The sequence below is a fragment of the Pseudoclavibacter sp. AY1F1 genome (genome assembly GCF_002931075.1).
Taxonomy (GTDB): Bacteria; Actinomycetota; Actinomycetes; order Actinomycetales; family Microbacteriaceae; genus Pseudoclavibacter.
This window is the reverse complement of record NZ_PSTQ01000017.1, coordinates 1-20,510: the sequence shown is the minus strand read 5'-3', so window position 1 is coordinate 20,510 and position 20,510 is coordinate 1. Positions and strand designations below refer to the sequence as shown.

Here is a 20,510-nt window from a genome sequence, read left to right as displayed (position 1 = left end):
AGAGCACGGGACTCGGGGCAAAAGGCACATGGCACATGGCACACGGCACGTGGCACAAGGCGCAGGGAGGGGCTCACGGCCGTGTCAGGCGCGGCCGAGCCACCAGTCCGGCGATGCGGCGATGATCGTGCGGGCTGCCGCATCCACATCGCTGAGGTCTCCCTCGCGGAGCCACGCTTCGATGGCGCTCACGGTTCCGCCGCCCGCGTAGGCGACGAGGAGGCGGAAGTGGCGCTCGCGGGCGATGCCAGGCTGGGCGGCCGGCGCGATCTCCGCGTGCCGCTCGAGGTGGGCGAGGAGGCCGGCCTCGATGCGGTCGACGAGGGTGTCGCGAACTGGCCCGGTCAACCGAGGGGTCATGGCGTTGCGGTAGATCTCTGCGTGGCGTGCGACGTGCCGCAGGAGTTGACGTTCTGGCTCGTCGAAGACGCTCAGTTCGGTGCCGCTGCTGGCGGGCAGCGACTCCATCGGTGCCATGAGCGCGTCGATCTCTTCTCCCAGGAACGCCGCGAGGAGGCCCTCCGGGGCTGTGGCATGCCGGTAGAAGGTGTCGCGTGTGATGCCGGCCGCCCTGGCGACCTGTGCGACGGTCACCTCGGTGATGGGCTGCGCGGCCGCGAGCTCGTAGATCGCCGCGCGCAGGGCCGTGCGGGTTCGTGCCTGACGCGGATCCATCCGCCCACCCTATGGGGTGCTGCGCATCCACTCGGCAAACTATCTGACAGGTGACTGATAGGCGGCGTAGTCTGGGTTCGTCCGCCAACGACGGCGGGCAGAACGGAGTGAGCAATGTCGCAAGAAGCAGGCTCGAGCGGAGCTGCCACAGTCGGACCGGGCACGAGCGCTGGCACAAGCGCTGTCCCGAGCGCTGGCCCAAGCCCAAGCCCAAGCCCAGGCCGGTTCGCCGGCAAGGTCGCGATCGTTACGGGAGGTGTCTCGGGCATCGGAGCGAAGATCACGGAGCGCCTCGTCGCGGAAGGCGCCTCGGTGGTCGTCGCCGACATCAACGCGGAGCTCGTCGCGGCCGCGAGCGCAACGTTCGGCGAGAACGTCACCGGTCGTCGCACCGACGTGACCGACGAGGACGACTTCGCGGGCCTCGTCGCCGAGACCGTCGAGAAGTTCGGCACGCTGGATGCGCTCTTCAACGTCGCGGGCGGGTCCCGCGCGGGGACACTCACCGAAATCTCGTTCGCCGATTGGGACTTCACAGTCCGCCTCAACCTCTACAGCGCCTTCAACGGCACGCGCCTCGCCGCCCGCCAGTTCCTCGCCGAGGGGAAGCCAGGCGTGATCGTCAACGTCGCATCCCTCAACTCGCTTGTGCCCATGCACTTCGGTGTCGGCTACACGGCGTCGAAGGCGGCCACGGTCATGCTCACGAAGCAGGCGGCGCTTGAGCTCGGTGAGCACGGAATCCGCGTCAACGCCGTCTCGCCCGGCCTCGTCGCGACCCCGCTCACAAAGGGGCTCACCGACATTCCTGGCGTGCAGGAGGCCTACGACGAGCGCATCCCGTTCCGCCGCGCAGCCCAGCCGGAGGAGATCGCGTCCGCCGCGCTGTTCCTCGCGAGCGACGACGCCTCCTACATCTCGGGCGACAACCTCGTCGTCGACGGCGCCTGGTCGACGACCGGCTACCCCGACCTGCGGAAGTTCCTCGCATGAAGGCGGCGGTGTTCCACGGCAAGGAGGATGTGCGCGTCGAGGAAGTCGCCGAGCCGACGCCTGGTCCCGGCCAGGTGAAGCTGCGCAACGCGTATGCGGGCATCTGCGGCTCCGACCTGCACGTGTACTACGCGCCGGAGAGCTCCGGCCTCGACTTCGAGCATCCGCACCCCGTGACGGGTTCGCTGCCGCCGCAGATCCTCGGCCACGAGTTCTCGGGCACCGTGGTCGAGCTCGGGGAGGGTGTCGACTCGGTGCAGCTCGGCGACAGGGTCGCGGTCTGGCCGATCTACGCGTGCGGCGAGTGCGCCGCCTGCCGTCGTGGCAAGCCGAACGTGTGCACGAAGATCGGCTTCCACGGCCTCTCGTCGCACGGCGGCGGCATGGCCGAGTTCACGACGGTGGATGCAACCAAGCTGCACGTGCTGCCCGAGAACGTCGACCTGCGCCTGGGGGCGCTTGTCGAGCCGATGGCCGTGGCCTGGCATGCGGTCGAGCAGAGCGGTGTGCAGGCGGGGCAGACGGCGCTCATCTCTGGCGCCGGCCCCATCGGCATCGGCGTGTGGTTCGCGCTGCGCGCCAAGGGCATCGAGACGGTCATCGTCTCAGAGCCGAGCGAAGGGCGCCGGGCGGCGATCGCCGGCGTCGGCGCCTCGAATCTCGTCGACCCCACGAAGGATGACCTGTCGGCTCGCGTCGCTGAGCTCACGGGCGGTGACGGCGTGGACGTGGCGTTCGACGCTGCCGGAGTCGGGCCCGCCGTGGCGGCCTCGCTCGCGAACCTCACGCCAGGCGGCCGAGTTGTTGTCGTCGCCATCCACGAGCGGCCCATGGACTTCCTGCCGACGCAGCTTGTCATGGGGGAGACCGCGATCGTGGGCACGCTCGCCTACCTGCAGAGCGACTTCGACGCGGTCATCGCGGCGATGGCGGCTGGCGGATACACGGCGGACGGCTGGGTTGACGACGTCGCGGTCGACGACGTGGTCGGGGCGATCGAGAGCCTGCGCGCGGGCAAGGGCATGAAGGTCCTCGTACGCGCATAGCCGAGTGACATGGTGCAGGAAGCGAGTGCGCTGGGCAGATGCGCCGGCCCAGCGCGCTCCGCTTCGAGGGGAAACTTTCCGCTAGGAGCCTGCGTGCACACGCACCGTGCTCGGGGGGTTCGCGGCGAGCTTCGACGCGGGACGAACGGGTCTCCGTTCGAGGTTGCCACCGCAGTTCGGGCAGGCCCGTCCCGGGAACGTGGCGACGCAGTCTCGGCACCACGTGCACTCGAAGGTGCAGATGTATGCCTCGGCGTGAGGCGGCAGGTCTAGGTCGCAGCGTTCGCAGTTCGGGCGGAGTTCGAGGGCCATCAGATGAGTCCGTTCTTCGCGGCGTACGGGTCCCAGCTCGCGTCGGTGTGCACTTCCAGTTCTGCGGCGTCGCTCAGTTGCGCGGCGACCTCCGGCCCGTGGATCGCGGCGATGATCGCCGCCGTCATGTCCATGCCTGCGGCGATTCCGGATGAGGTCCACCGGTTCCCGTCCTCCACCCAGCGCGCCTGCGCCACCCAGTCGACGGTGGTGCCGTGCGATGACGCCCACGCGAAGGCGCGTTTGTTCGAGGTCGCGCGGAACCCATCGAGGAGGCCGGCGGCCGCGAGGAGCGCGGAACCGGTGCAGACGGATGTCACGAGCCGCGCATCCGCCGCCCAGGTCGCAAGCCAGTCCAGGAAGTCGGCGTCGACGGCGAGCGGTCTCGTGCCCTGGCCGCCAGGGACCAGCACGATGTCGGGGCTCGCGGCCTCGGCGAATCCGCTCGTCGCGACGACCTCCGCACCCTGAGAGCTGCGGACGGGTCCCGCTTCCGGGGCGATCAGCTCGACGTCGAAGAGCGACGGGTCGAGTCGGAAGAGCTCGACCGGGCCGAACACGTCGAGAAGTTCGAACCCCTCGAACAGGACAACGGTGACGCGACGCTTCGCTTCGGACATGCCGTCATTCTCGCAGGCGCGAACCCGGAGGCCGGCTCAGGCGGAGATCGGCCAGTGCGCGATGCGGCCGGTGACGCCCGCGACGAAGTCGCTGAGCAGCTTCCGATCGCTCGCCTTGCTGCGGTACGCGTGGTCCGCCCCGAAGAGGAGGTGGAGTGTGCGTTCCTCATGGCCTGTGCTCTGGTCGAGCTTCACCTCGATGACCGCTTCTCGCACCGACCAGCTGGTGGCCCGGGTGGACATGCGGCCCGCGCGTCCGTACGCGTAGGCGGGTTCGAGGGCTGTGAAGAAGAGCCAGTCGTCGCCGCTCAACTTGACGGCGTAGCCGCGCTCGCGGGTCCACGAGTCGCCTGCCCGCGGGCGCGGGAGGGTGTCTCGCTCGACGATGTGGTCGTAGTCGGCGTTCGACTTACACGCTCTGCCCGACGCGGCACCTGTGCTCGACTGGGCCCCTGGGGGCGTCTTCGCCCCGCTCTTCGACCCGAACTGGTCGCCATCAACTCGACACATGATTCCCCCCGGAACGGCGCGCTCCCCCCGGAACGCTTGCTGATGCCGGGACTCTAACCCCTCACGCGGCGCCAGGTGGTGACGCGGAACTGCCGTTCCTGATCGGTGATGCAAGTCAGCGAAATCACCCAGGATCCGTCTGCAGGAATGCGGTTTTCGGCGCGCGGCGCGCGGCGCGCGGCGCGCAGCGCGCAGCGCGCAGCGCGCGATGCTGATTCCAGTCGTGGGCCCCGTCATGGGCCCAGTCCTGAGTCGGGTTGTGAGTCCAGTCGTGGAACCGGCCCTGAATCCGCGCGCCAACCGATGTTGCTCAGCGGGCGACGAGGTGGGTGCTCAGCGCACGGCGAGGAGGATCTTCCCGACGTGGTCGCCCGACTCCATGCGGCGGTGGGCGCGGTGCGCGAAGTCGAGGGTCTCAACCGTGTCGAGCAGGGGCCGCACCTTGCCGGCTTCGACGAGCGGCCACACGTGCTCGCGGACCTGCGCGATGATCTCGCGCCGCTCATCCAGTGGCCGCGCCCGCAGCGTGGTGCCCCAGATTCGGCCGCGCTTCTGCATGAGGCGACCCACGTTGATGGTGGCGTCATTGCCGCCCTGGGCGGCGATGACCATGATGCGCCCGCCGGGGGCGAGCGCCGTGACATCGCGGGCGAGGTAGTCGCCACCCACCATGTCCAGGATGACGTCGACGCCGCGGCCGTCCGTGGCCTCGGCGATGACGTCCACGAAGTCCTCTTCGCGGTAGTTGATGCCGCGGGTGGCGCCGAGATGCTCGGTCACGGCCACCTTCTGGGGTGAGCCGGCGGTCGCGTAGACGGTGACGCCGAGGGCGGTGGCGAGTTGGATGGCGATGGTGCCGACTCCGCTGGTGCCACCGTGCACGAGCAGCGTTTCCCCAGCCTTGAGGCCGGCGTTCATGAAGAGGTTCGACCAGACGGTCGCGACGGCTTCGGGGAGGCCGGCCGCCTCGACGAGGTCGACGCGCCTCGGCATGGGGAGCACGAGGCCTTCGTCGACGGCGACCCTGTCCGCGTAGCCACCTCCGGGCAGGAGGGCGACGACGTAGTCGCCGACTTTCCACGCGGTGACGGATGCGCCGAGCGCGACCACCGTGCCGCTCACTTCCAGGCCGGGCCACTCGGGTGCGCCGTCGGGTGACGGGTAGTTGCCCTCGCGCTGCGCGACGTCGGCTCGGTTCACGCCCGCGGCCGCCACGTCGATGACCACCTCGACCGGACCGGGGGTGGGGTCGTCGACCTCGGAGAGCGTGAGGGCGTCTGGCCCGCCTGGCGTTGGAACCGTGATTGCGCGCATGGGGGCCAGTGTTTCACGCGGCCGCCTATACTCCCTCACATGTCAGGCCTCCCGCACACGTCAGGGCAGGTGGGCGTTGCGGGGCGAGAGGCCGGTGTGACCCGGCCAGAGCTGAGCGTGCTCGCGCGCGTTCGTGCCGCATCCGCCGCCCTCGGCCCGAGCGAGCGCAAGGTCGCGCAGATGGTGCTTGCGCGACCGGATGAGGTCGTAGAGTGGTCGACGGCCGAGCTCGCGGACGCCGCGGGGACTTCGACGGCCACCGTCATCCGCGCCTGCCAGAGCCTCGGCTTCCGCGGCTTCCAGCACCTGCGCCTCGACCTCGCCCGGTCGGCCCCGCTCGCCCCTCGTGAGCAGGCACCGGCGCGGGAGGCGAGCACCTTCGACGACGCGATCGACGCTGTGCGCCTCGCTCAGGAGAACGTCGACCCTGAGCGCATCGTCGCTGCCGTGGCGGCCCTGCGACGAGCCCGCCGCATCGTGCTCGTCGGCAGCGGCTTCTCGGGGCCACCCCTGCAGGACTTCGCGATGCGACTGAGCACACTCGGCCACTCCGTGGAGGCTCCGGTGGATGCGCTCGCCCAGCAGTTCGCCGTGCGCTCGCTCTCGGCCGGCGACGTATGCCTCGTGCTCAGCTACTCGGGCGCGAACGTGCAATCGCTGCGGGCGGCGGAAGCCGCGGGCGCGCAGGACGCGACCGTGATCCTGGTCACCAGCTACGCCCGCTCGCCGCTCGGACGCGTCGCCGACGTCGCCGTGACGACCGGGCCGGCGGGCACGGCGCACGACATCGACCCGTTCCTCGCACGCCTCGGGCACACGATCGTGCTCCATGCGTTCCACTCCGCGCTCTCTCAGCAGCTCGGCGACGACGAGGTGGTCGGCATGCGCCACGTCGTGGCCGACGCGCTCTCCGAGGACTGAGCTCAGAGGCCCTCGCCCGCTCGCGACGTGCTGCTCCCTCCCGGGGCGACCGCAATGAGCGGCGCCGGCTCTTGCCGGGTTTCCGCAGCGGTGATGGGTTTTTGCGGATGCTCGTGCTGGGTTTCGCCGACTGGTGATGGGTTTTTACCCATCACCGGTCGCGAAAAGTCATCAGGGTCGATGTCGATGGGCGGGGCGCGCAGCACCTGAGCGCACCACTTATCGCCCTCGGTCGGCTCCCGTGCGGACTCGTCGCCCTGAGTTCATCCGCGCGCTCGACGCTCGTCACCGGGCGTTCACCCTGGCTCGTCACACTCCCGATGTAACGACGTTCCAAGCCGTGCGGAATCGATGTAACAGTCGGAAACCCTGTAACGGCTCGGAACTCAGCGAGTGGGTCTGTCTAACCCATGCAACAGGAGGTGCTCGTGAGGGCAATTGAGATCGACGGGCTGTTCAACGCCCGAGCCGCGGACGCCACGACCCCCTGGATCGTCCGCGCCGGCTCGCCGGACGCGCTCACAGTCGGCGGTGAGACCGCCCTGCGTGACCTCGGCGTCTCGCTCATCCTCGACCTCCGCGAGCGTGCCGAATCCGGAATCCGCGACCACGGCATCCCGGTGCGCCAGGTGCCGCTGTACGGGAGCGAGCCGCCTGTCGCCGGGCGCCTCGAGGACATCTACGAGACGCTCCTCCGCGTCCGAGGCGGCGCGCTCGCCGAGGCCGTCGCGGTGCTCGCCAACGCGGAGCACGGGGTGCTCGTGCACTGCACGGCTGGCAAGGACCGCACGGGGCTTGTCGTGGCCCTCGCCCAGCTTGTCGGCGGCGCGAGTGAAAGTGAAGTGGTTGCCGATTACGCCCGCTCCGGCGCTGAGGTCCGAGCCGTGCGTGAGCCGTTCGCGCTCGCGGTCGCGGCCGCGTACCCGTCGGAGCAGCGGGACGAGATCCTGCGCCTCCACCTCGACAGCCCGCCGGCGGCAATCGAGTACGCGCTTGACGTGCTGCGCGAACTCGGCGGTGCCGAAGCCTACTTGCGTGGGCACGGCCTCACCGACGAACAGGTGGGCGCCCTTCGCGGGAAGGCGAAGGTGCAAGTGCAAGCGCAAGTGCAAGCGCAGGCGTACGCACACGAGCAGGAGCAGGAGCAGGAGCAGGTGCCGGCGCAGGTGCCGGCAGGGTCAGCGGCTCCGGCGGTCGCCTCGTGAGCACCGTCTCGGAATGCGTCGCGCCGCCGCGCACCACGGTGCTGCACCTGAGCGACGTGCACGCGACTGCGGGTGCACCCCTTTATGGGTCGATCGACGGCATCGAGCGGATGCGCGCGGCAAGTCGCTATGCGCGGGCCGCGGGCGTCACCCCGGAGGCGATCGTGATCAGCGGTGACCTTATCGAGCGGGGGAACGAGGCCGCTTACCCTGCGCTTCGCGAGGCGCTGCTCGAGCTGGCGGCGTCGTGGGATGTTCCCGTGTTGACGGTGCTCGGCAATCACGACGACCGCACCGCAGCGCGCATCCTGCCGGGTCACGAGGCGCCAGAGGGCCAGCCCGACGTCGGCCAGCCCGACGTCGCGGCGGCTCCTCGCGCTGTGCGAGTCGGTGAGTGGCGCTTCCTGCTGCTCGACTCGTCAGCGGGGTCGCTTGGCCCACAACAGCTCGCGTGGCTTGAAGCTGAGCTTGCAAGCGCGGCGCCCGCCGGCACCGTCGTGGTCATGCACCACCCGCCGCTCGGATCCCCGTTGCCGATGCTGGCGCGTGCCGGGCTCCGGGACACCGCTGACTTTCTCGACATCGTCGAGGGAACCGACGTCCGGACCATCCTGTCCGGGCACTTCCACCATCCGCTCTCCGCCACCATCCGCGGCGTGCACGTCTCCGTCGGTCCGGCGCTCGCCTACCACCAGGTCATGGATGCGGCACCGGGCACTGTGAGCGGCTTCGACCGCTCGATGTACTCACTGGTGCACCTCGCCGCGGACGGCGTCAGCGCATCCAGCGTCGGCGTCGAGCATCCCGCCCCGCTGTTCACCCTCACCCCGGCGCCCTGAGCGGCCCTGTTCCGCGAGCGCATGCTGCGTGCGTTGCTGGTCTCCCTCTTTCTCCCTTCTTCTCCCTTCTTCTCCTTCTTCTTCTTCTTCTTCTTCTTCTTCTTCTTCTTCTTCTTCTTCTTCTTCTTCTTCTTCTTCTTCTTCTTCTTCTTCTTCTCTTCCCCCTCCTCCTGTCGCCCGAACGCTTTCCCCTCGCAGCACCCCAGACCCGCTCTCCCCTCGAACAGTTAGGTCATCATGAACTCCCTCCGCACTCCGGCCGCGCTCGCGGCCTTCGGCCTCGCCGGCGTCCTCCTCGCGGGCTGCGCCAGCACCCCGAGCACCGCCGCCAGCGGCGACGCCAGCCCCTCCGCAACCTCCGAGCTTGAAGCCGCCACGATCACGCTCTACACGTCAGAGCCGCAAGAGAAGGCGGATGCGCTTGTCACGGCCTTCAACGAGGTCCACCCGGAGGTGACGGTCGAGGTGTTCCGTGCGGGCACCGGCGACCTCACGACGCGGGTCGCGACCGAGCAGGCCTCTGGCGGCGTGCAGGCCGACGTCTTCCTCGCGGCGGACGCCGGCACGTTCGAGGACTACGCGGCCGACGAGCTGCTGCTGCAGTACTCGCCGACCGACGTCGAGTCGCTCAATCAGGACATCGTCGACCCTGAGGGGTACTACACGGGCACGCGCATCATCCCGACCGTCATCGCCTACAACACAGGGCTTGTCAGCGAGCCGCCGACGTCGTGGACTGAGCTCACCGGCGCCGAGTACGCGAACAAGCTCGTCATGCCGAACCCCGACGTGTCGGGTGCTGCCGCGTACAACGCCGCCGTGTGGCTCGACGAGCCCGCGCTCGGGGAAGAGTGGCTGACGAAGCTCGCCGCCAACAAGCCTGTGATCGCCGACAGCAACGGCCCCGTCTCGCAGGCCATCGCGACGGGCGCGCAGCCCGTCGGCATCGTCGTCGACTACCTGGCGCGGGAACTCGCAGCCCAGGGTTCGCCCATCGCGGTCTCCTACCCGACGGAGGGCGTGCCGTACGTGTCGCAGCCAGTCGGTATCTTCGCGAGCACCGAGGAAGCAGAGGCCTCGAAAGCGTTCGTCGATTTCCTCGTGAGCTCCGAAGGTCAGGAGCTCGCCGTCAGCCAGTCGTACCTGCCGGTGCGGGAGGACGTGGGAACGCCGGAGGGTGCCCCGTCCATGGACGAGATCACGATCCTCTCGCCGGAGCTCGAGACCATCCGCGCCAGCCAGGATGCGGCCGTCGAGAAGTTCCGCACGCTGTTCCTCTAAGAAGCACCCTGTTCCCCTCATGAGCGCACAGTTCCTTTCATGATCACATCGGCCACAACACCCGGGAGCGGTGCCGCTGTTCGCAGCGGCACCGCCTCCGCGGCGGTTCCGGCGGCTTCGCGTCCCAATCTCGACGGGGTGCACGGCCTCTCGCTCACTCTCTGGGTCGCCGTCGCCGCACTGGTGCTCGTTCCGATCGGCGCGATCCTCGTGCTCGCGGCCAGCGGATCCCAGCTGCACGTCCTCTGGCAGAGCGACGTCGTTGAGGCCGCGACGAACAGCCTCGTCTCGGCCGGCGCATCCGCGCTCGGCGCTGTTGTAGTCGGCACGGCGCTCGCGGTGCTGCTCGACCGCACCGACCTCGCTGGGCGTCGCGGGCTGCGCCTGCTCGCGCTCACGCCGCTACTGGTGCCGCCGTTCGTCGGCGCGATCGCCTGGCTCGGCATCGCAGGGCCCACGAGCCCCGTGAACCTCTGGTGGGCGCAGGCCTTCGGCGGTCCGCTGTGGTCGATCTACGGCGTGGACGGCGTCATCCTGCTCCTCACCGTGCACAGCTACCCGATCGCGATGCTCATCGTCTCGGCCGCCCTGCGTCGGGTGCCGTCCGACCTCGAGCAGGCGGCGCGCATCGCGGGGGCCAGCCCGGCGCGCAGCATCTTCACGATCACCGTCCCCTTGCTTCGTCCAGCGCTGCTGTCGTCGTTTGTGCTCATCGCGGTGGGTAATCTCGCTGACTTCGGCATTCCGTCGATCATCGGCCTGCCCGAGCAGTACACAACCCTCGCGACGCTCGTCTACCGCTACCTGCAGTCGGGGACCGTGGATGAGCCGCTCGCGGTCGTCGCGACCATCGGAGTTGTCCTCCTGGTGCTCGCGCTGGCGGCGCTGATCGTTGACTTCCTGATCGGCAAGAGCCGCTGGGAGCTCGACTCGTCGTCGTCTGCCCCGCAGCTCCTGCCGCTTGGAAAGGGGCGCATCCCGGCCTCCGTCGTGACCTGGGCGCTGGTGGTCACCGTCACGGTGCTGCCGCTGCTCGCGTTGCTGCAGCAGTCGCTGCTCCGCGCGCCCGGGCTTGCGCTGGCGCCGAAGAACCTGACGCTCGACAACGTCGTGAAGGCCGTGACCTCGGCGAACTCCATCCAGGGTGCCACGAACTCGGTGATGCTCGCCGTGCTCGCGGCCGTCATCTGCGGGCTCCTCGGGCTCGGCATCGCCGTGCTCGTCACCCGAACGCGGATGCGCGGCAGCGGCCCCCTGCGCGCGCTCGCCATGCTGCCGCAGGCGGTTCCCGGCATCGTCATCGCCGTCGCGTGGCTCGTGCTCGCGCCCCACATCGGGCTCTTCAACACGCCATGGCTGATCCTCTGCGCCTACGTCACCTCGTTCACTGCGCTCGTTGTGCAGGCCGTGGCGGCACCACTCGCGAGCATCCCTTCGAGCGCCGAGGAAGCCGCCAGGATCGGGGGAGCGGGGCGGATGCGCGCGCTTGTCGATATCTCCAGCCGCATGGCCGCGCCCGCCGCCATCTCCGGGGCCGTGCTTGTTGCCGTCACCGCGGTGCGTGAGCTGACACTGTCGGTGCTGCTCCTCTCGCCCGGATCGCAGACCCTCGGCGTCGCGATCTTCAACCTCCAGCAGGCCGGCGCGTTCAACACGGCGGCCGCGCTCTCGCTCATCGTCGCGCTCCTCGGCGTCGCCGTCATCGGCATCGCGACGAGGGCGCCCAAGTGACGCGGGCGCCTACGTGACGCGGGCGTCCAAGTGACGCGGGGCCCAAGTGACGAGAGCCCAAGTGACGAGGGCGCTGAAGCGGGGGCCCAGCGCCTGCTCGGTCCTCCCTCCATTCCCGTATTCCCGCATTCCCGCATTCCCGTATTCCCGTATTCCCGCGTCCCTCCATTCCCGCGTCCCTCCATTCCTGCGTCCCCCATTCCCGTGTCCCTCCATTCCCGCGTCCCCCATCCGTTCGACCTTCTCGAAGGGCACACCGTGGCATCCGTCACTCTCGACTCTGTTTCCGTCCGCTTCCCGACCGGCACGGTCGGCCTCGACAACATCGACCTCGCGTTGCGCGACGGTGAGTTCCTCGCGCTTGTCGGCCCGTCGGGCTCGGGCAAGACGACGCTCCTGCGCACGATCGCGGGCTTCCAAGCGCCGAGTTCCGGGCAGCTGAGCATCGGCGAGCGGGTTGTCGCCGGTGCAGGAACCACCGTGCCGCCCGAGGCGCGGGAGCTCGGGATGGTGTTCCAGCAGCACGCCGTGTGGCCGCACTGGAACGTCGGCCGAAACGTCGACTACCCGCTGCGTCGGGCCAAGGTCGCGAAGGCGGAGCGCGTCCGCCGTGTCGAGGACGCGCTCGAGATGGTCGGGCTGGCCGGGTACGCGAAACGCAACCCGGCGACACTCTCCGGCGGGCAACGGCAACGGGTCGCGATCGCCCGCGCACTCATCGCGAGGCCTCGCGTGCTGCTGCTCGACGAGGCGCTCTCCGCGCTGGACGAGCCGCTGCGCGACAGCCTGCGGCTCGAGCTGCACACACTCACGCGGGAACTCGGGCTGACGGTGGTGCACGTCACCCACGACCGCTCGGAGGCGCTTGCCCTCGCCGACCGCGTGGCGGTGCTCGACGGTGGGCGCATCCAGCAGCTCGGCACCCCGGAGGAGCTCGTGACGCGTCCCGCATCGCCGTTCATCGCGAAGTTCCTGTCCGACGCCACGATCGTCGACGGGACTGTCGGGGAAGCGGGTTTCGCAGCGGATGCACACCCGCTTTACGTAGACACGGACAGGCTCGAGATACATCCGTCGGATGGGTACGAGGCGGTGCAGGCTGCCATCCTCCCGGGCGACGTCGTGGTGCAAATCCTGGGGTCTGATGCGACTGCCGCCACCGCTGCGACCGCTGCGACCGCTGCGACTGCTGCGACTGCTGCGACTGCTGCCACTGCTGTCACCGCTGTCACCGACGACCGGTGTGCTACTGCTGTCGCCAGTGTCGCCAGTGTCGCCAGTGTCGCCAGTGTCGCCACGGTCAGGTCGGCACTCTTCGCTCCGGAAGGGAGCGACCTGGTCCTCGACTGGGCCGGCCTGCGGCTGCGAGCGCGGACCCACGGAGTCCGCCCGAAGGTCGGCGACCAGGTCGCGGTGAATATCACGAAGGCGCGTATCTACGGTGGAGCCGGAGCCGGAGCCGGAGCCGGAGCCGGAGCCGCATCCGCCACGCCCAGCGCAGCCATCGCGCCCAGCGCATCCGACGCTTCCGCCGTAGCCACCGCGCCCACCACGCCCAGCGCAGCCATCGCGCCCAGCGCATCCGACGCTTCCGCCGTAGCCATCGCGCCCACCACGTCCAGCGCAGCCATCGCGTCCAGCGCATCCGATGCTTCCAGTGCATCCGACGCGCCCAGCGCAGCCGACGCTTCCAGTGCGCTCGGGGTCACAGGTGCGGCGTCTGTGTTTGCCGCGTGATGCTGGCTCTCGTGCGGCACGGCCGGACCGCCTGGAACCTGGAGCGGCGGCTGCAGGGGCGCAGCGACATCGCCCTCGATGCGCACGGCGAACTGCAGGCGCACGCCGCGGGCAGGCTGCTCGCCCGTGCACAGTGGGGGCGCGTGGTCACATCTCCGTTGACCCGAGCGGCGCAGACGGCGGCGATCATCGGCTCCCACTTCGAGATGGCCGCCCCGGTTGTTGAACCTGGGCTGATCGAGCGCGATTTCGGGGAGGCCGAGGGGATGCAGGTGGCCGAGGCCGCCGAGCGCTGGCCGGCCGGCGCCTACCCGGGCTCGGAGACTGCGGCCGAGCTCGGCGAGCGGGCAGGGTCCACGCTCACTGCTCTCCTGGCTGCGCCGGGCACGGCGGTCGTCGTGAGTCACGGCGTCTTCCTTCGCGCGGGAATCGAAGCTGTCACCGGGGTTGCGTGCCCGCGCATCCTGAACGGGCAGGTCGTGCTTCTCGAGCCCACCTCGGGATGGCCGACAGCCCGCTTCCTGGGGGAATGAGGTCCTGGGGCTGAGTTGCGCGGACGTTAAGCGGGGAGCGCCGGCCCGAGCAACGCGTCGAGGAGGCGTTGGATGCTCCCCGCGTTCGACTCGCTTCGGCTGAGAGCGCGGAGGAGGAGCGCGCCGATGATCGCCTCGCCGATCTCCTCGAGGCGTGCATCCGGCGCGAGCTGGCCGTCGGCGATGGCGATCTGGAACCTCTCGGTGAGGGACTGGCTGGCTCCGAGGCTCTCGTGGAGTCGCCTGCCGATGTCGGCGTTCTCGACCGAGGCGGCGATGAGGGAGCGGACAAGCAGCTCGCCCTGTGGCTGGCCGAGCAGCGCGAGGATGGTGTCGAGCCAAGCCGTGAGGTCTCGGCGCAGCTCGCCCGAGTTCGGCACCGTGAAGCGGTCCGGGAAGAGCTGTCCCTGGAGGAGGCAGTCGGAGACGAGTGCGCCCTTCGAGGGCCACCAGCGGTAGATGGTCTGCTTGGAGACGCCCGCTTCGGAGGCGACGCCCTCCATGGTGAGGCGCTCGTAGCCGCGCTCGGCGAACAGCTTCGAGGTCGCCTGGAGCACCGCGACTCGCGCCGCTTCGCTGCGGACGGGGCCCTGGCGGTGGCCGGAAGCGGTGCGCTCGTCGACGCCTGCGGCTTGCTCTGAGACATCTGGCGCTTGCTTTGAGACGTCTGCGGCTTGCTCTGGCATGCCCGCCATCATATTCACAAACTGCGTAGACGAGACGTTGCGTATGATCTAGGGCGGCGCTCCCACGTCGGTCCCTGCGATCGGCCTCGATCCTGCGATCGTTTCGGTCCCTGTGTTCGATTGCGGTCCCTGAGGTCGTTTGCGGTCCCTGTGGTCGTTTGCGGTCCCTGTGATCGGTTTCGGTCTCTGTGATCGGTTTCGGGCGGCGCGCCACTACGAACGAGCGCGCACGATGCGTGCGCCGAGAGGATGCTGATGGCCGAACTGCTGTACCGTCTGGGGAACTTCGCGACCCGCCGAGTGTGGGTTGTCGTGGGGGCCTGGCTGGTCATCCTCGGGCTCGCCGTCGGCGGGTTCCTGATTGGCTTCAAGGGCCTCTCGTCGAGCTTCGATGTGCCCGGCACCGCATCCGGTGAGGTCATCTCGGACCTCGAGGAGCAGCTGCCGGACTTCGCTGGCGCATCCGGCACCGTCGTGTACTCGACTGCGGACGGTTCGGCGCTCACGGATGCGCAGCGCGCCGAGATCAGCGCTGTCATCGCGGATCGCGGCGACCTCGCCGACGTTGCGGACGTCATCGACCCGTTCTCGGCGACTGCCGAGCTCGAGGGTCAGGCGGCGCAGGTCGAGAGCGGGCGCACTCAGATTGAGGCGGGGCAGGCGCAGCTTGATGCGGGCCAGGCCCAGCTCGACGGTGGCAAGGCGCAGCTCGATGCAGCGCAGGCGCAGCTCGACGCGGCGAAGCAGCAGCTCGTAGCTGCAGGCAATCCGGCCGCCCAGGTTGAGGCGATCGCGGGGCAGCAGGCGCAGCTCGACGCTCAGGTGCAGGCGCTCGCCGAGCAGCAGGCCGCGCTGGACGCCTCGCAGGACGAGATCGACACGCAGCTGCAGCAGCTGGAGAACGGCGCGACCCTCGTCGAACTTTCGGATGGCATCAGCCTCGTCTCTGAGGACGGGTCGACGGCCATCGTCAACGTGTCGTTCACGGAGCCTCGCCTTGAGCTGAGCGAAGAGGCCAAGCAGGGGGTCATCGAGTACTTCGAGGCGCACCCCGTGGAGGGCGTCAACGTGGCGTTCTCGACGGACATCGCGCAGAGCGTCCCGCAGATCTTCGGCATCGGCGAGGCCATCGGTCTGGTGTTCGCGGCCATCGTGCTGCTGGTGCTGCTGGGGTCGGCGCTGGCCGCATCCCTCCCTATTCTTACGGCCCTCGTGGGTGTTGCGATCGGTGTTGTCAGCGTGCTCGCCTTCTCCGGTGTTGTGCAGATGGCGTCGGTCACCCCTGTCCTCGGCATCATGCTGGGCCTGGCGGTTGGCATCGACTATTCGCTGTTCATCGTGAACCGGCACCGTAAGCAGCTCATGCAGGGCATGGACGTGCGAGAGTCGATCGGCCTCGCGAACGGCACCGCCGGCAACGCGGTCGTATTCGCCGGTGCGACGGTCATCGTCGCCCTGCTGGCTCTCAACGTGACGGGCATCCCGTTCCTTGGGCTTATGGGCACGGCTGGCGCGGTCTGCGTGCTCATCGCTGTGCTCATCGCGGTCACTCTGACGCCGGCGCTGCTCGGCAAGCTCGGGATGCGTGTGCTCAACAGGCGGAGGCGGGCGCACATCCGCAAGCTGCACGGCACGGGCCCCGAGGGGGCCGCGACCGGCGGTGTCGGGGTCGTGACGGGTCAGGTGCGGGCCGCGCATGCGGCACCGCTGAAGGCAATGCCGACGTGGCGGGCCATTGTTACCGTGTTCGCTGGTGTTGCCGTGCTGCTCACGGTCGCCATCCCCGCGCTTTCCATGCGGGTCGGCCTGCCCGATGGGTCGTCGGAGCCTGAGGAGTCGGCGTCCTACCAGGCGTTCACGATCACGGAGGAGCAGTTCGGGGCGGGCACGACGGGTCCCCTGCTCGTCACTGCGACGCTGCCGGAGGGGCTCGACGATGCGGGTGTGCTCGACAAGCAGGTGCTTGTCGCGGAGAAGCTCGCTTCGCTCGACGACGTCACGGCGGTCGCCCCGATCGGGGTTTCCGACAACAAGAGCCTGACGGCTTTCCAGGTCGTGCCGGCGGAGGGGCCGAACAGCATCTCCACGGAGCAGCTCGTCGGCGAGCTCCGTGCTCTGCCTGAGATCGAGGATGGCATCACGCTCGGCGTTGCAGGTCAGGCGGCAATCAACATCGACATCTCCGAGGGCCTCAACTCGGTGCTGCCGCTCTACATCGCGCTGGTTGTGGGGCTGTCGCTGCTCATCATGATCCTCGTGTTCCGGTCGATCCTCGTGCCGCTCATCGCGACGGGCGGGTTCATCCTGTCGCTCTTCGCGACGTACGGGGCCGTGGTGGCCGTCTTCCAGTGGGGATGGTTCGCCGACCTCATCGGGCTGCACGCGACGGGGCCCATCCTGAGCTTCCTGCCCGTCATCCTCGTGGGCATTCTGTTCGGGCTCGCCATGGACTACCAGCTGTTCCTCGCGTCCGGGATGCGCGAAGCGTACGTGCACGGGGCTGAGGCGAGGGTTGCTGTCGTGCAGGGCTTCCGGGCCGGGCGGGCCGTGGTCATCGCTGCGGCGCTCATCATGGTGTCGGTGTTCGGCGGGTTCGTGTTCGCCGAGTCGACCATGATCCGCTCGATCGGGTTCGGTCTCGCGTTCGGTGTGCTCCTCGACGCGTTCATCGTGCGCATGCTCATCATGCCGTCGCTCATGCACCTCCTCGGGAAGTCCGCCTGGTGGCTCCCGAAGTGGCTCGACAAGATCATGCCGAACGTCGACGTCGAAGGGGCCGCGCTGGAGCGCAAGCACCCGGTGCACTAAGGCTCGCGTGTGGCCTGCGACGAACTGCCGCTCCGGGATTTCGGAGCGGCAGTTCGCCGTAACTGCTCTCCCGCTTTCCAAGACTCGATTCGCAGATTTCCCTGACCTGTACTGGTGCTACCGACCTGCCGAAAGCTATGGACCTGCGCGGCGGCCATCGCCTGTGTGAGTGCCACTGACCTGCGCCAGTCAGCGCTCGCGGAGGGCCTCGTCCATGTCGGCGGTTTCGACGGGTCCTCCTGGGCCGTACTTAAGGAGCACGCATCCTCCTGGAGAAGCGACGGGCGGCTCAAGGAGCGTGAGCCCGAGGGGTGGCCCGTCGTCGGGGAAGAGGCGCTTCCCTGACCCCAGCACCACCGGATACACCCACAGATTCAGGACATCGAAGAGCCCCTCGCGCACAAGCGCCTGAGCGAAGTTGACGCTCCCCACGACATGAATGCTGTTGTGCCGATCCCGAATCTCCGCCACCTCGGCAGCAAGATCGGTCCCCACCAGGTGCGAGGTCTCCCACGAGAGATCGGGGCGTCCCCGCGACGCCACGTACTTCGGGATCCTGTTGAAAACCGACGCGATGCTGTCGGAGGGGCCACCCGCGTACTGAGGCCAGTAGGCCGCGAAGATGTCGTACGTTTTCCTTCCCAGCAACAGTGCATCCATGCTCTGCACACCCTCGTTGACCGCGTCGCCCTCGGCCTCATCCATCAGCGGCGCCTGCCAACCCCCGTACCGGAAGCCGCCCTCCGGATCCTCCTCCGGACCGCCCGGAGCCTGCTGCACCCCGTCCAGCGTCGTGAAAAGATCGATGATGATCTGACCAGCCATGGCGTCTCCTTTGATCGCACTCGTGAGCTTGCCTATTCGCACTCGTGAGCTTGTTGCTTGTTGCTTGTGGCTTGTTGCTTTTGGCTTGTTACTTGTTACTTGTTACTTGTTGCGCGTTGCTGCTTGCTGTTCGAGCGCTTGCTGCTCCCGCGGCGGGCGCTGTTGCCGCGACTGGCGCTGTTGCGACGGCAGCTGCTACGTGTCCCTGGGATGTGTCCCTACTACGTGTCGCCCTCGTCGTGTTGGCGAGTGGCACCGATTTCCTGCGCCCCTTGCCTCAATGTACGACTGCTCGACGCCCTGCCAACGGTGAGCGGGGTGGGAATCCGAAGGGCTAGAAGGGCGGTGGATCTTGTGCGGAGCCCGAGGTCTCCTCGACCGCTCGTCCTCCGGTTCTCGTCCCGCCCTCCGGCATATTCCGCTCAAGCGCATCAGCCGCGCCTTGTTGCGCTGCATCAGCCGTGCCTTGTTGCGCTGCATCAGCCGTGCCCTGTTGCGCTGTGGGGCGGAACTCCGGTTGACGCGTCCGCAAGGCCTCAGCCTCGATGGCCGCCTTCTTCGCCGCGCGCTCACGCCGGAACTCCTCTAGATACCCAATCTTCGGGAAGCGTTTGCGATGATCCTCGTCGCCAGGGTTCGGGAAGCGTTTGCGATGATCCTCGTCGCCAGCGTCGCCAGCGTCGCCAGCGTCGCCAGCGTCGCCAGCGTCGCCAGCGTCGCCTGGGTTCGCGGGATTGTACGGCTCACCTGGTTCTCGAAGAGCTGGCGGGTCTGGGGATTGGGCGTCCGCGGCAGGCTGCGTCAGGGGCGAGGGGTGCGGCTGGGGCAGTGAGGTGAGTCGTCCGAACTTGACTGGTTCATCGCTGAAGAGGAGACCGGTGGGCGATTTCCATTCGTAGACGCCGTCGGGCAGCTGCTCGACGGCCCAATCTCCGTGGTGCTTGCCCGTGTGGTCGCCCTTGCAGAGGTGGCCGAGGTTGGGGAGGCTCGTGGAGCCGCCTTCCTCCCAAGCTTCCGTGTGGTCGATCTCGCAACGGTTCGCCGGCATCATGCAGCCCACAAACCGGCATCGCCCGTCGCGAACGGAGAGACGTCGTCGCATCGCACTCGTCGGACGGTAGGTGTCGACCTCGACCAGCGTGCCCTTGATCGGGTCGGTGAAGATGCGCTCGAACTCTGGAGCCGCGTCGATCAGACGACGGACCTCCGCGGTAGGCACGGGGATGTAGCCGTCGAGGAGCGCCGGCGTCGAGATCACTCGCGGTGGCAGTGTTGCGGCTGTCCCAGGCGGACCCGGTGGTTGGCCTGGCCGGGTTCCGCGGCGCGGAGGTGCTGCCGGTGCAAGGAACCCTTCGGTGGGCACCACGAATGCGACCCTCGCCTTGATCGGGTCTCGGCCCTTCAACTCCTCGGGCGTCGCCCTGAGGAAGCTGTCGCCCAGCACATCGGCTCGCACCTCATCGAGTGACCGCGGCTCGGGGAGAGGAACGTCGGTCTGGTGAGCCGACTGGGCTGCGTTGGCTTCCCTCGCTGCCCTTCGCTCGGCGTCGCTGATGACTCGTGCCTGTCTCGTCGTTCGGTCAAAGACCAACCGGAGCTTCGCGTAGGAGTCGATGATCGTGAGCTCGCCGAGCCCATCGTCGAGCTGGGACAGCATCACCCTGCGCGTACGTCGTGCCCGCTCGAACCGCTCGTCGAGCGACTCCTCCGTGAGCTCCTCCGCGGCGCGCTCCGCAATCGCCTTGATGCGCCCGGGAGTCGTGGAGACCGCCTTCTCGAGCACCACCCGGCAGAACTCCTCCCGACGACGCGCGAGCTCGGCAGGGTCGGGATGCACGATGCGCAGGCCGGCGTCGACGATCACGAGCGCGTGCGCACGACTGATCGCCCCGGACTTCATCGACACCTGGACTGGCTCGAACAGGTTGGCCATCGCATCCGACCGACCCAACTCGATCTGCACCGACCGCTGCGACCTGCCAGACACGGCTCCGATCTCAGCCGCAAGCGACCGTACTTCGACCGCAGGGCTCGAAGTGCCGGCAACTTCGTCGCTGCGGAGCCCCATCTCCAGTGCCCGAGCGTGCAGCTCGGCTTGCTCGCCGTGCAAGTGGTTGAGCTGCCGCTGGTTGTCGGCGAGCGCGTAGATCAGCAGAGTGCGGCGGTGGCCGACCGTGCGGTCTTCGGCCTCCTGGCAAGCACTGTCGACGACGGCGGGATCGACACCAAGGCAGGCCGCAAGGCGGTCGCGTACCTCCCGGATGCGAGCGGAACGGCCGGGCACCGCAGGCTGCGGCGCCTCGATGTCCACCGGTTCGTTTTGCATGCCTTCATCGTCTCGTGGACCACCGACATTCTGTGCATGGCGAGTCACTTCGCGTGGAAAATCTGACTGATCGCGCCACGTCGCCGCTTGCCGGCTGGCTCGCGACGACCCGGCCCTCTCTCGTCTTGCTGTACCCAGCCACCCCGCC

At 68.6% G+C, this 20,510-nt stretch carries 19 protein-coding genes; 11 read left to right on the top strand and 8 right to left on the bottom strand.

Annotated features, from left to right (window positions below):
* Positions 1-84: 84 nt before the first annotated feature.
* A complete protein-coding gene (locus C5B85_RS17705; RefSeq protein WP_104287331.1) occupies positions 85-675 on the bottom strand; it encodes a TetR/AcrR family transcriptional regulator in 591 nt (196 codons plus the stop codon).
* A gap of 114 nt (positions 676-789) precedes the next feature.
* Between C5B85_RS17705 and C5B85_RS17700 the strand changes: the two genes are divergently transcribed.
* The gene (locus C5B85_RS17700) at positions 790-1,668 is read left to right on the top strand and encodes an SDR family NAD(P)-dependent oxidoreductase (protein WP_104287330.1); all 879 of its coding nucleotides are present in this window, start codon (positions 790-792) and stop codon (positions 1,666-1,668) included.
* Positions 1,665-2,714, top strand: coding sequence for a 2,3-butanediol dehydrogenase (locus C5B85_RS17695; RefSeq protein WP_104287329.1), 1,050 nt, complete (start codon positions 1,665-1,667; stop codon positions 2,712-2,714). Before C5B85_RS17700 ends, C5B85_RS17695 begins: the two co-directional genes overlap by 4 nt.
* An 81-nt stretch (positions 2,715-2,795) precedes the next feature.
* On the opposite strand, the gene C5B85_RS17690 is transcribed toward C5B85_RS17695, so the two are convergent.
* From C5B85_RS17690 to C5B85_RS17675, 4 genes are all read right to left on the bottom strand, one after another.
* A complete protein-coding gene (locus C5B85_RS17690) occupies positions 2,796-3,026 on the bottom strand; it encodes a DUF1272 domain-containing protein (RefSeq protein ID WP_104287328.1) in 231 nt (76 codons plus the stop codon).
* Positions 3,026-3,646, bottom strand: a complete 621-nt coding sequence (locus C5B85_RS17685; RefSeq protein ID WP_104287327.1) for a DJ-1/PfpI family protein — start codon at positions 3,644-3,646, stop codon at positions 3,026-3,028. The genes C5B85_RS17690 and C5B85_RS17685 overlap by 1 nt, the downstream gene beginning before the upstream one ends.
* A 36-nt stretch (positions 3,647-3,682) precedes the next feature.
* Positions 3,683-4,156, bottom strand: a complete 474-nt coding sequence (locus C5B85_RS17680; protein WP_104287326.1) for a hypothetical protein — start codon at positions 4,154-4,156, stop codon at positions 3,683-3,685.
* 333 nt (positions 4,157-4,489) lie between these two features.
* Positions 4,490-5,470, bottom strand: coding sequence for an NAD(P)H-quinone oxidoreductase (locus C5B85_RS17675; RefSeq protein ID WP_104287325.1), 981 nt, complete (start codon positions 5,468-5,470; stop codon positions 4,490-4,492).
* Between the two features lie 39 nt (positions 5,471-5,509).
* Between C5B85_RS17675 and C5B85_RS17670 the strand changes: the two genes are divergently transcribed.
* The 8 genes from C5B85_RS17670 (at position 5,510) to C5B85_RS17630 (ending at position 13,717) form a co-directional block, all read left to right on the top strand.
* Positions 5,510-6,391: a MurR/RpiR family transcriptional regulator gene (locus tag C5B85_RS17670; RefSeq protein ID WP_104287324.1), complete on the top strand. Its 882-nt coding sequence runs from the start codon at positions 5,510-5,512 to the stop codon at positions 6,389-6,391.
* A gap of 428 nt (positions 6,392-6,819) precedes the next feature.
* On the top strand, positions 6,820-7,596 hold the full coding sequence (locus tag C5B85_RS17665) for a tyrosine-protein phosphatase (RefSeq protein ID WP_181064495.1): 777 nt from the start codon (positions 6,820-6,822) through the stop codon (positions 7,594-7,596).
* On the top strand, positions 7,593-8,435 hold the full coding sequence (locus C5B85_RS17660) for a metallophosphoesterase (RefSeq protein WP_258070895.1): 843 nt from the start codon (positions 7,593-7,595) through the stop codon (positions 8,433-8,435). Before C5B85_RS17665 ends, C5B85_RS17660 begins: the two co-directional genes overlap by 4 nt.
* Positions 8,436-8,468: 33 nt before the next feature.
* Entirely contained in the window at positions 8,469-8,666 is a 198-nt protein-coding gene (locus C5B85_RS19305) for a hypothetical protein (protein ID WP_181064494.1), read from the top strand.
* Between the two features lie 6 nt (positions 8,667-8,672).
* The gene (locus C5B85_RS17650; protein WP_104287322.1) at positions 8,673-9,716 is read left to right on the top strand and encodes an ABC transporter substrate-binding protein; all 1,044 of its coding nucleotides are present in this window, start codon (positions 8,673-8,675) and stop codon (positions 9,714-9,716) included.
* 39 nt (positions 9,717-9,755) lie between these two features.
* Positions 9,756-11,447 (top strand): iron ABC transporter permease, encoded by a 1,692-nt coding sequence (locus tag C5B85_RS17645; protein WP_104287321.1) that lies wholly within the window; start codon positions 9,756-9,758, stop codon positions 11,445-11,447.
* 258 nt (positions 11,448-11,705) lie between these two features.
* Positions 11,706-13,184, top strand: coding sequence for an ABC transporter ATP-binding protein (locus C5B85_RS17635; protein WP_104287319.1), 1,479 nt, complete (start codon positions 11,706-11,708; stop codon positions 13,182-13,184).
* Positions 13,184-13,717 carry a histidine phosphatase family protein gene (locus C5B85_RS17630; RefSeq protein WP_104287318.1) on the top strand — a complete coding sequence of 178 codons (534 nt, stop codon included), beginning with the start codon at positions 13,184-13,186 and terminating at the stop codon, positions 13,715-13,717. Before C5B85_RS17635 ends, C5B85_RS17630 begins: the two co-directional genes overlap by 1 nt.
* A gap of 26 nt (positions 13,718-13,743) precedes the next feature.
* Here the strand turns inward: C5B85_RS17630 and C5B85_RS17625 are convergent, their stop codons facing one another.
* The gene (locus C5B85_RS17625) at positions 13,744-14,403 is read right to left on the bottom strand and encodes a TetR/AcrR family transcriptional regulator (RefSeq protein ID WP_104287352.1); all 660 of its coding nucleotides are present in this window, start codon (positions 14,401-14,403) and stop codon (positions 13,744-13,746) included.
* Positions 14,404-14,658: 255 nt separating this feature from the next.
* On the opposite strand from C5B85_RS17625, the gene C5B85_RS17620 reads away from it, so the two are divergent.
* Positions 14,659-17,211, top strand: a complete 2,553-nt coding sequence (locus C5B85_RS17620) for an MMPL family transporter (protein WP_104287317.1) — start codon at positions 14,659-14,661, stop codon at positions 17,209-17,211.
* Between the two features lie 189 nt (positions 17,212-17,400).
* Here the strand turns inward: C5B85_RS17620 and C5B85_RS17615 are convergent, their stop codons facing one another.
* Positions 17,401-18,036: a dihydrofolate reductase family protein gene (locus C5B85_RS17615; protein ID WP_104287316.1), complete on the bottom strand. Its 636-nt coding sequence runs from the start codon at positions 18,034-18,036 to the stop codon at positions 17,401-17,403.
* A 334-nt stretch (positions 18,037-18,370) separates the two neighbouring features.
* Positions 18,371-20,362 carry an HNH endonuclease signature motif containing protein gene (locus tag C5B85_RS19300; protein WP_181064493.1) on the bottom strand — a complete coding sequence of 664 codons (1,992 nt, stop codon included), beginning with the start codon at positions 20,360-20,362 and terminating at the stop codon, positions 18,371-18,373.
* Positions 20,363-20,510 lie beyond the last annotated feature (148 nt).

Excerpts from the sequence above, each read along its gene's own strand:
- C5B85_RS17705 (WP_104287331.1), bottom strand. The coding sequence starts at position 675 with ATGGATCCGCGTCAGGCACGAACCCGCACGGCCCTGCGCGCGGCGATC.
- C5B85_RS17680 (WP_104287326.1), bottom strand. The coding sequence starts at position 4,156 with ATGTGTCGAGTTGATGGCGACCAGTTCGGGTCGAAGAGCGGGGCGAAG.
- C5B85_RS17690 (WP_104287328.1), bottom strand. The coding sequence starts at position 3,026 with ATGGCCCTCGAACTCCGCCCGAACTGCGAACGCTGCGACCTAGACCTG.
- C5B85_RS17695 (WP_104287329.1), top strand. The coding sequence starts at position 1,665 with ATGAAGGCGGCGGTGTTCCACGGCAAGGAGGATGTGCGCGTCGAGGAA.
- C5B85_RS19300 (WP_181064493.1), bottom strand. The coding sequence starts at position 20,362 with ATGCAAAACGAACCGGTGGACATCGAGGCGCCGCAGCCTGCGGTGCCC.
- C5B85_RS17615 (WP_104287316.1), bottom strand. The coding sequence starts at position 18,036 with ATGGCTGGTCAGATCATCATCGATCTTTTCACGACGCTGGACGGGGTG.
- C5B85_RS17670 (WP_104287324.1), top strand. The coding sequence starts at position 5,510 with ATGTCAGGCCTCCCGCACACGTCAGGGCAGGTGGGCGTTGCGGGGCGA.
- C5B85_RS17625 (WP_104287352.1), bottom strand. The coding sequence starts at position 14,403 with ATGCCAGAGCAAGCCGCAGACGTCTCAAAGCAAGCGCCAGATGTCTCA.
- C5B85_RS17675 (WP_104287325.1), bottom strand. The coding sequence starts at position 5,470 with ATGCGCGCAATCACGGTTCCAACGCCAGGCGGGCCAGACGCCCTCACG.
- C5B85_RS17650 (WP_104287322.1), top strand. The coding sequence starts at position 8,673 with ATGAACTCCCTCCGCACTCCGGCCGCGCTCGCGGCCTTCGGCCTCGCC.
- C5B85_RS17685 (WP_104287327.1), bottom strand. The coding sequence starts at position 3,646 with ATGTCCGAAGCGAAGCGTCGCGTCACCGTTGTCCTGTTCGAGGGGTTC.
- C5B85_RS17645 (WP_104287321.1), top strand. The coding sequence starts at position 9,756 with ATGATCACATCGGCCACAACACCCGGGAGCGGTGCCGCTGTTCGCAGC.
- C5B85_RS17620 (WP_104287317.1), top strand. The coding sequence starts at position 14,659 with ATGGCCGAACTGCTGTACCGTCTGGGGAACTTCGCGACCCGCCGAGTG.
- C5B85_RS17630 (WP_104287318.1), top strand. The coding sequence starts at position 13,184 with ATGCTGGCTCTCGTGCGGCACGGCCGGACCGCCTGGAACCTGGAGCGG.
- C5B85_RS17700 (WP_104287330.1), top strand. The coding sequence starts at position 790 with ATGTCGCAAGAAGCAGGCTCGAGCGGAGCTGCCACAGTCGGACCGGGC.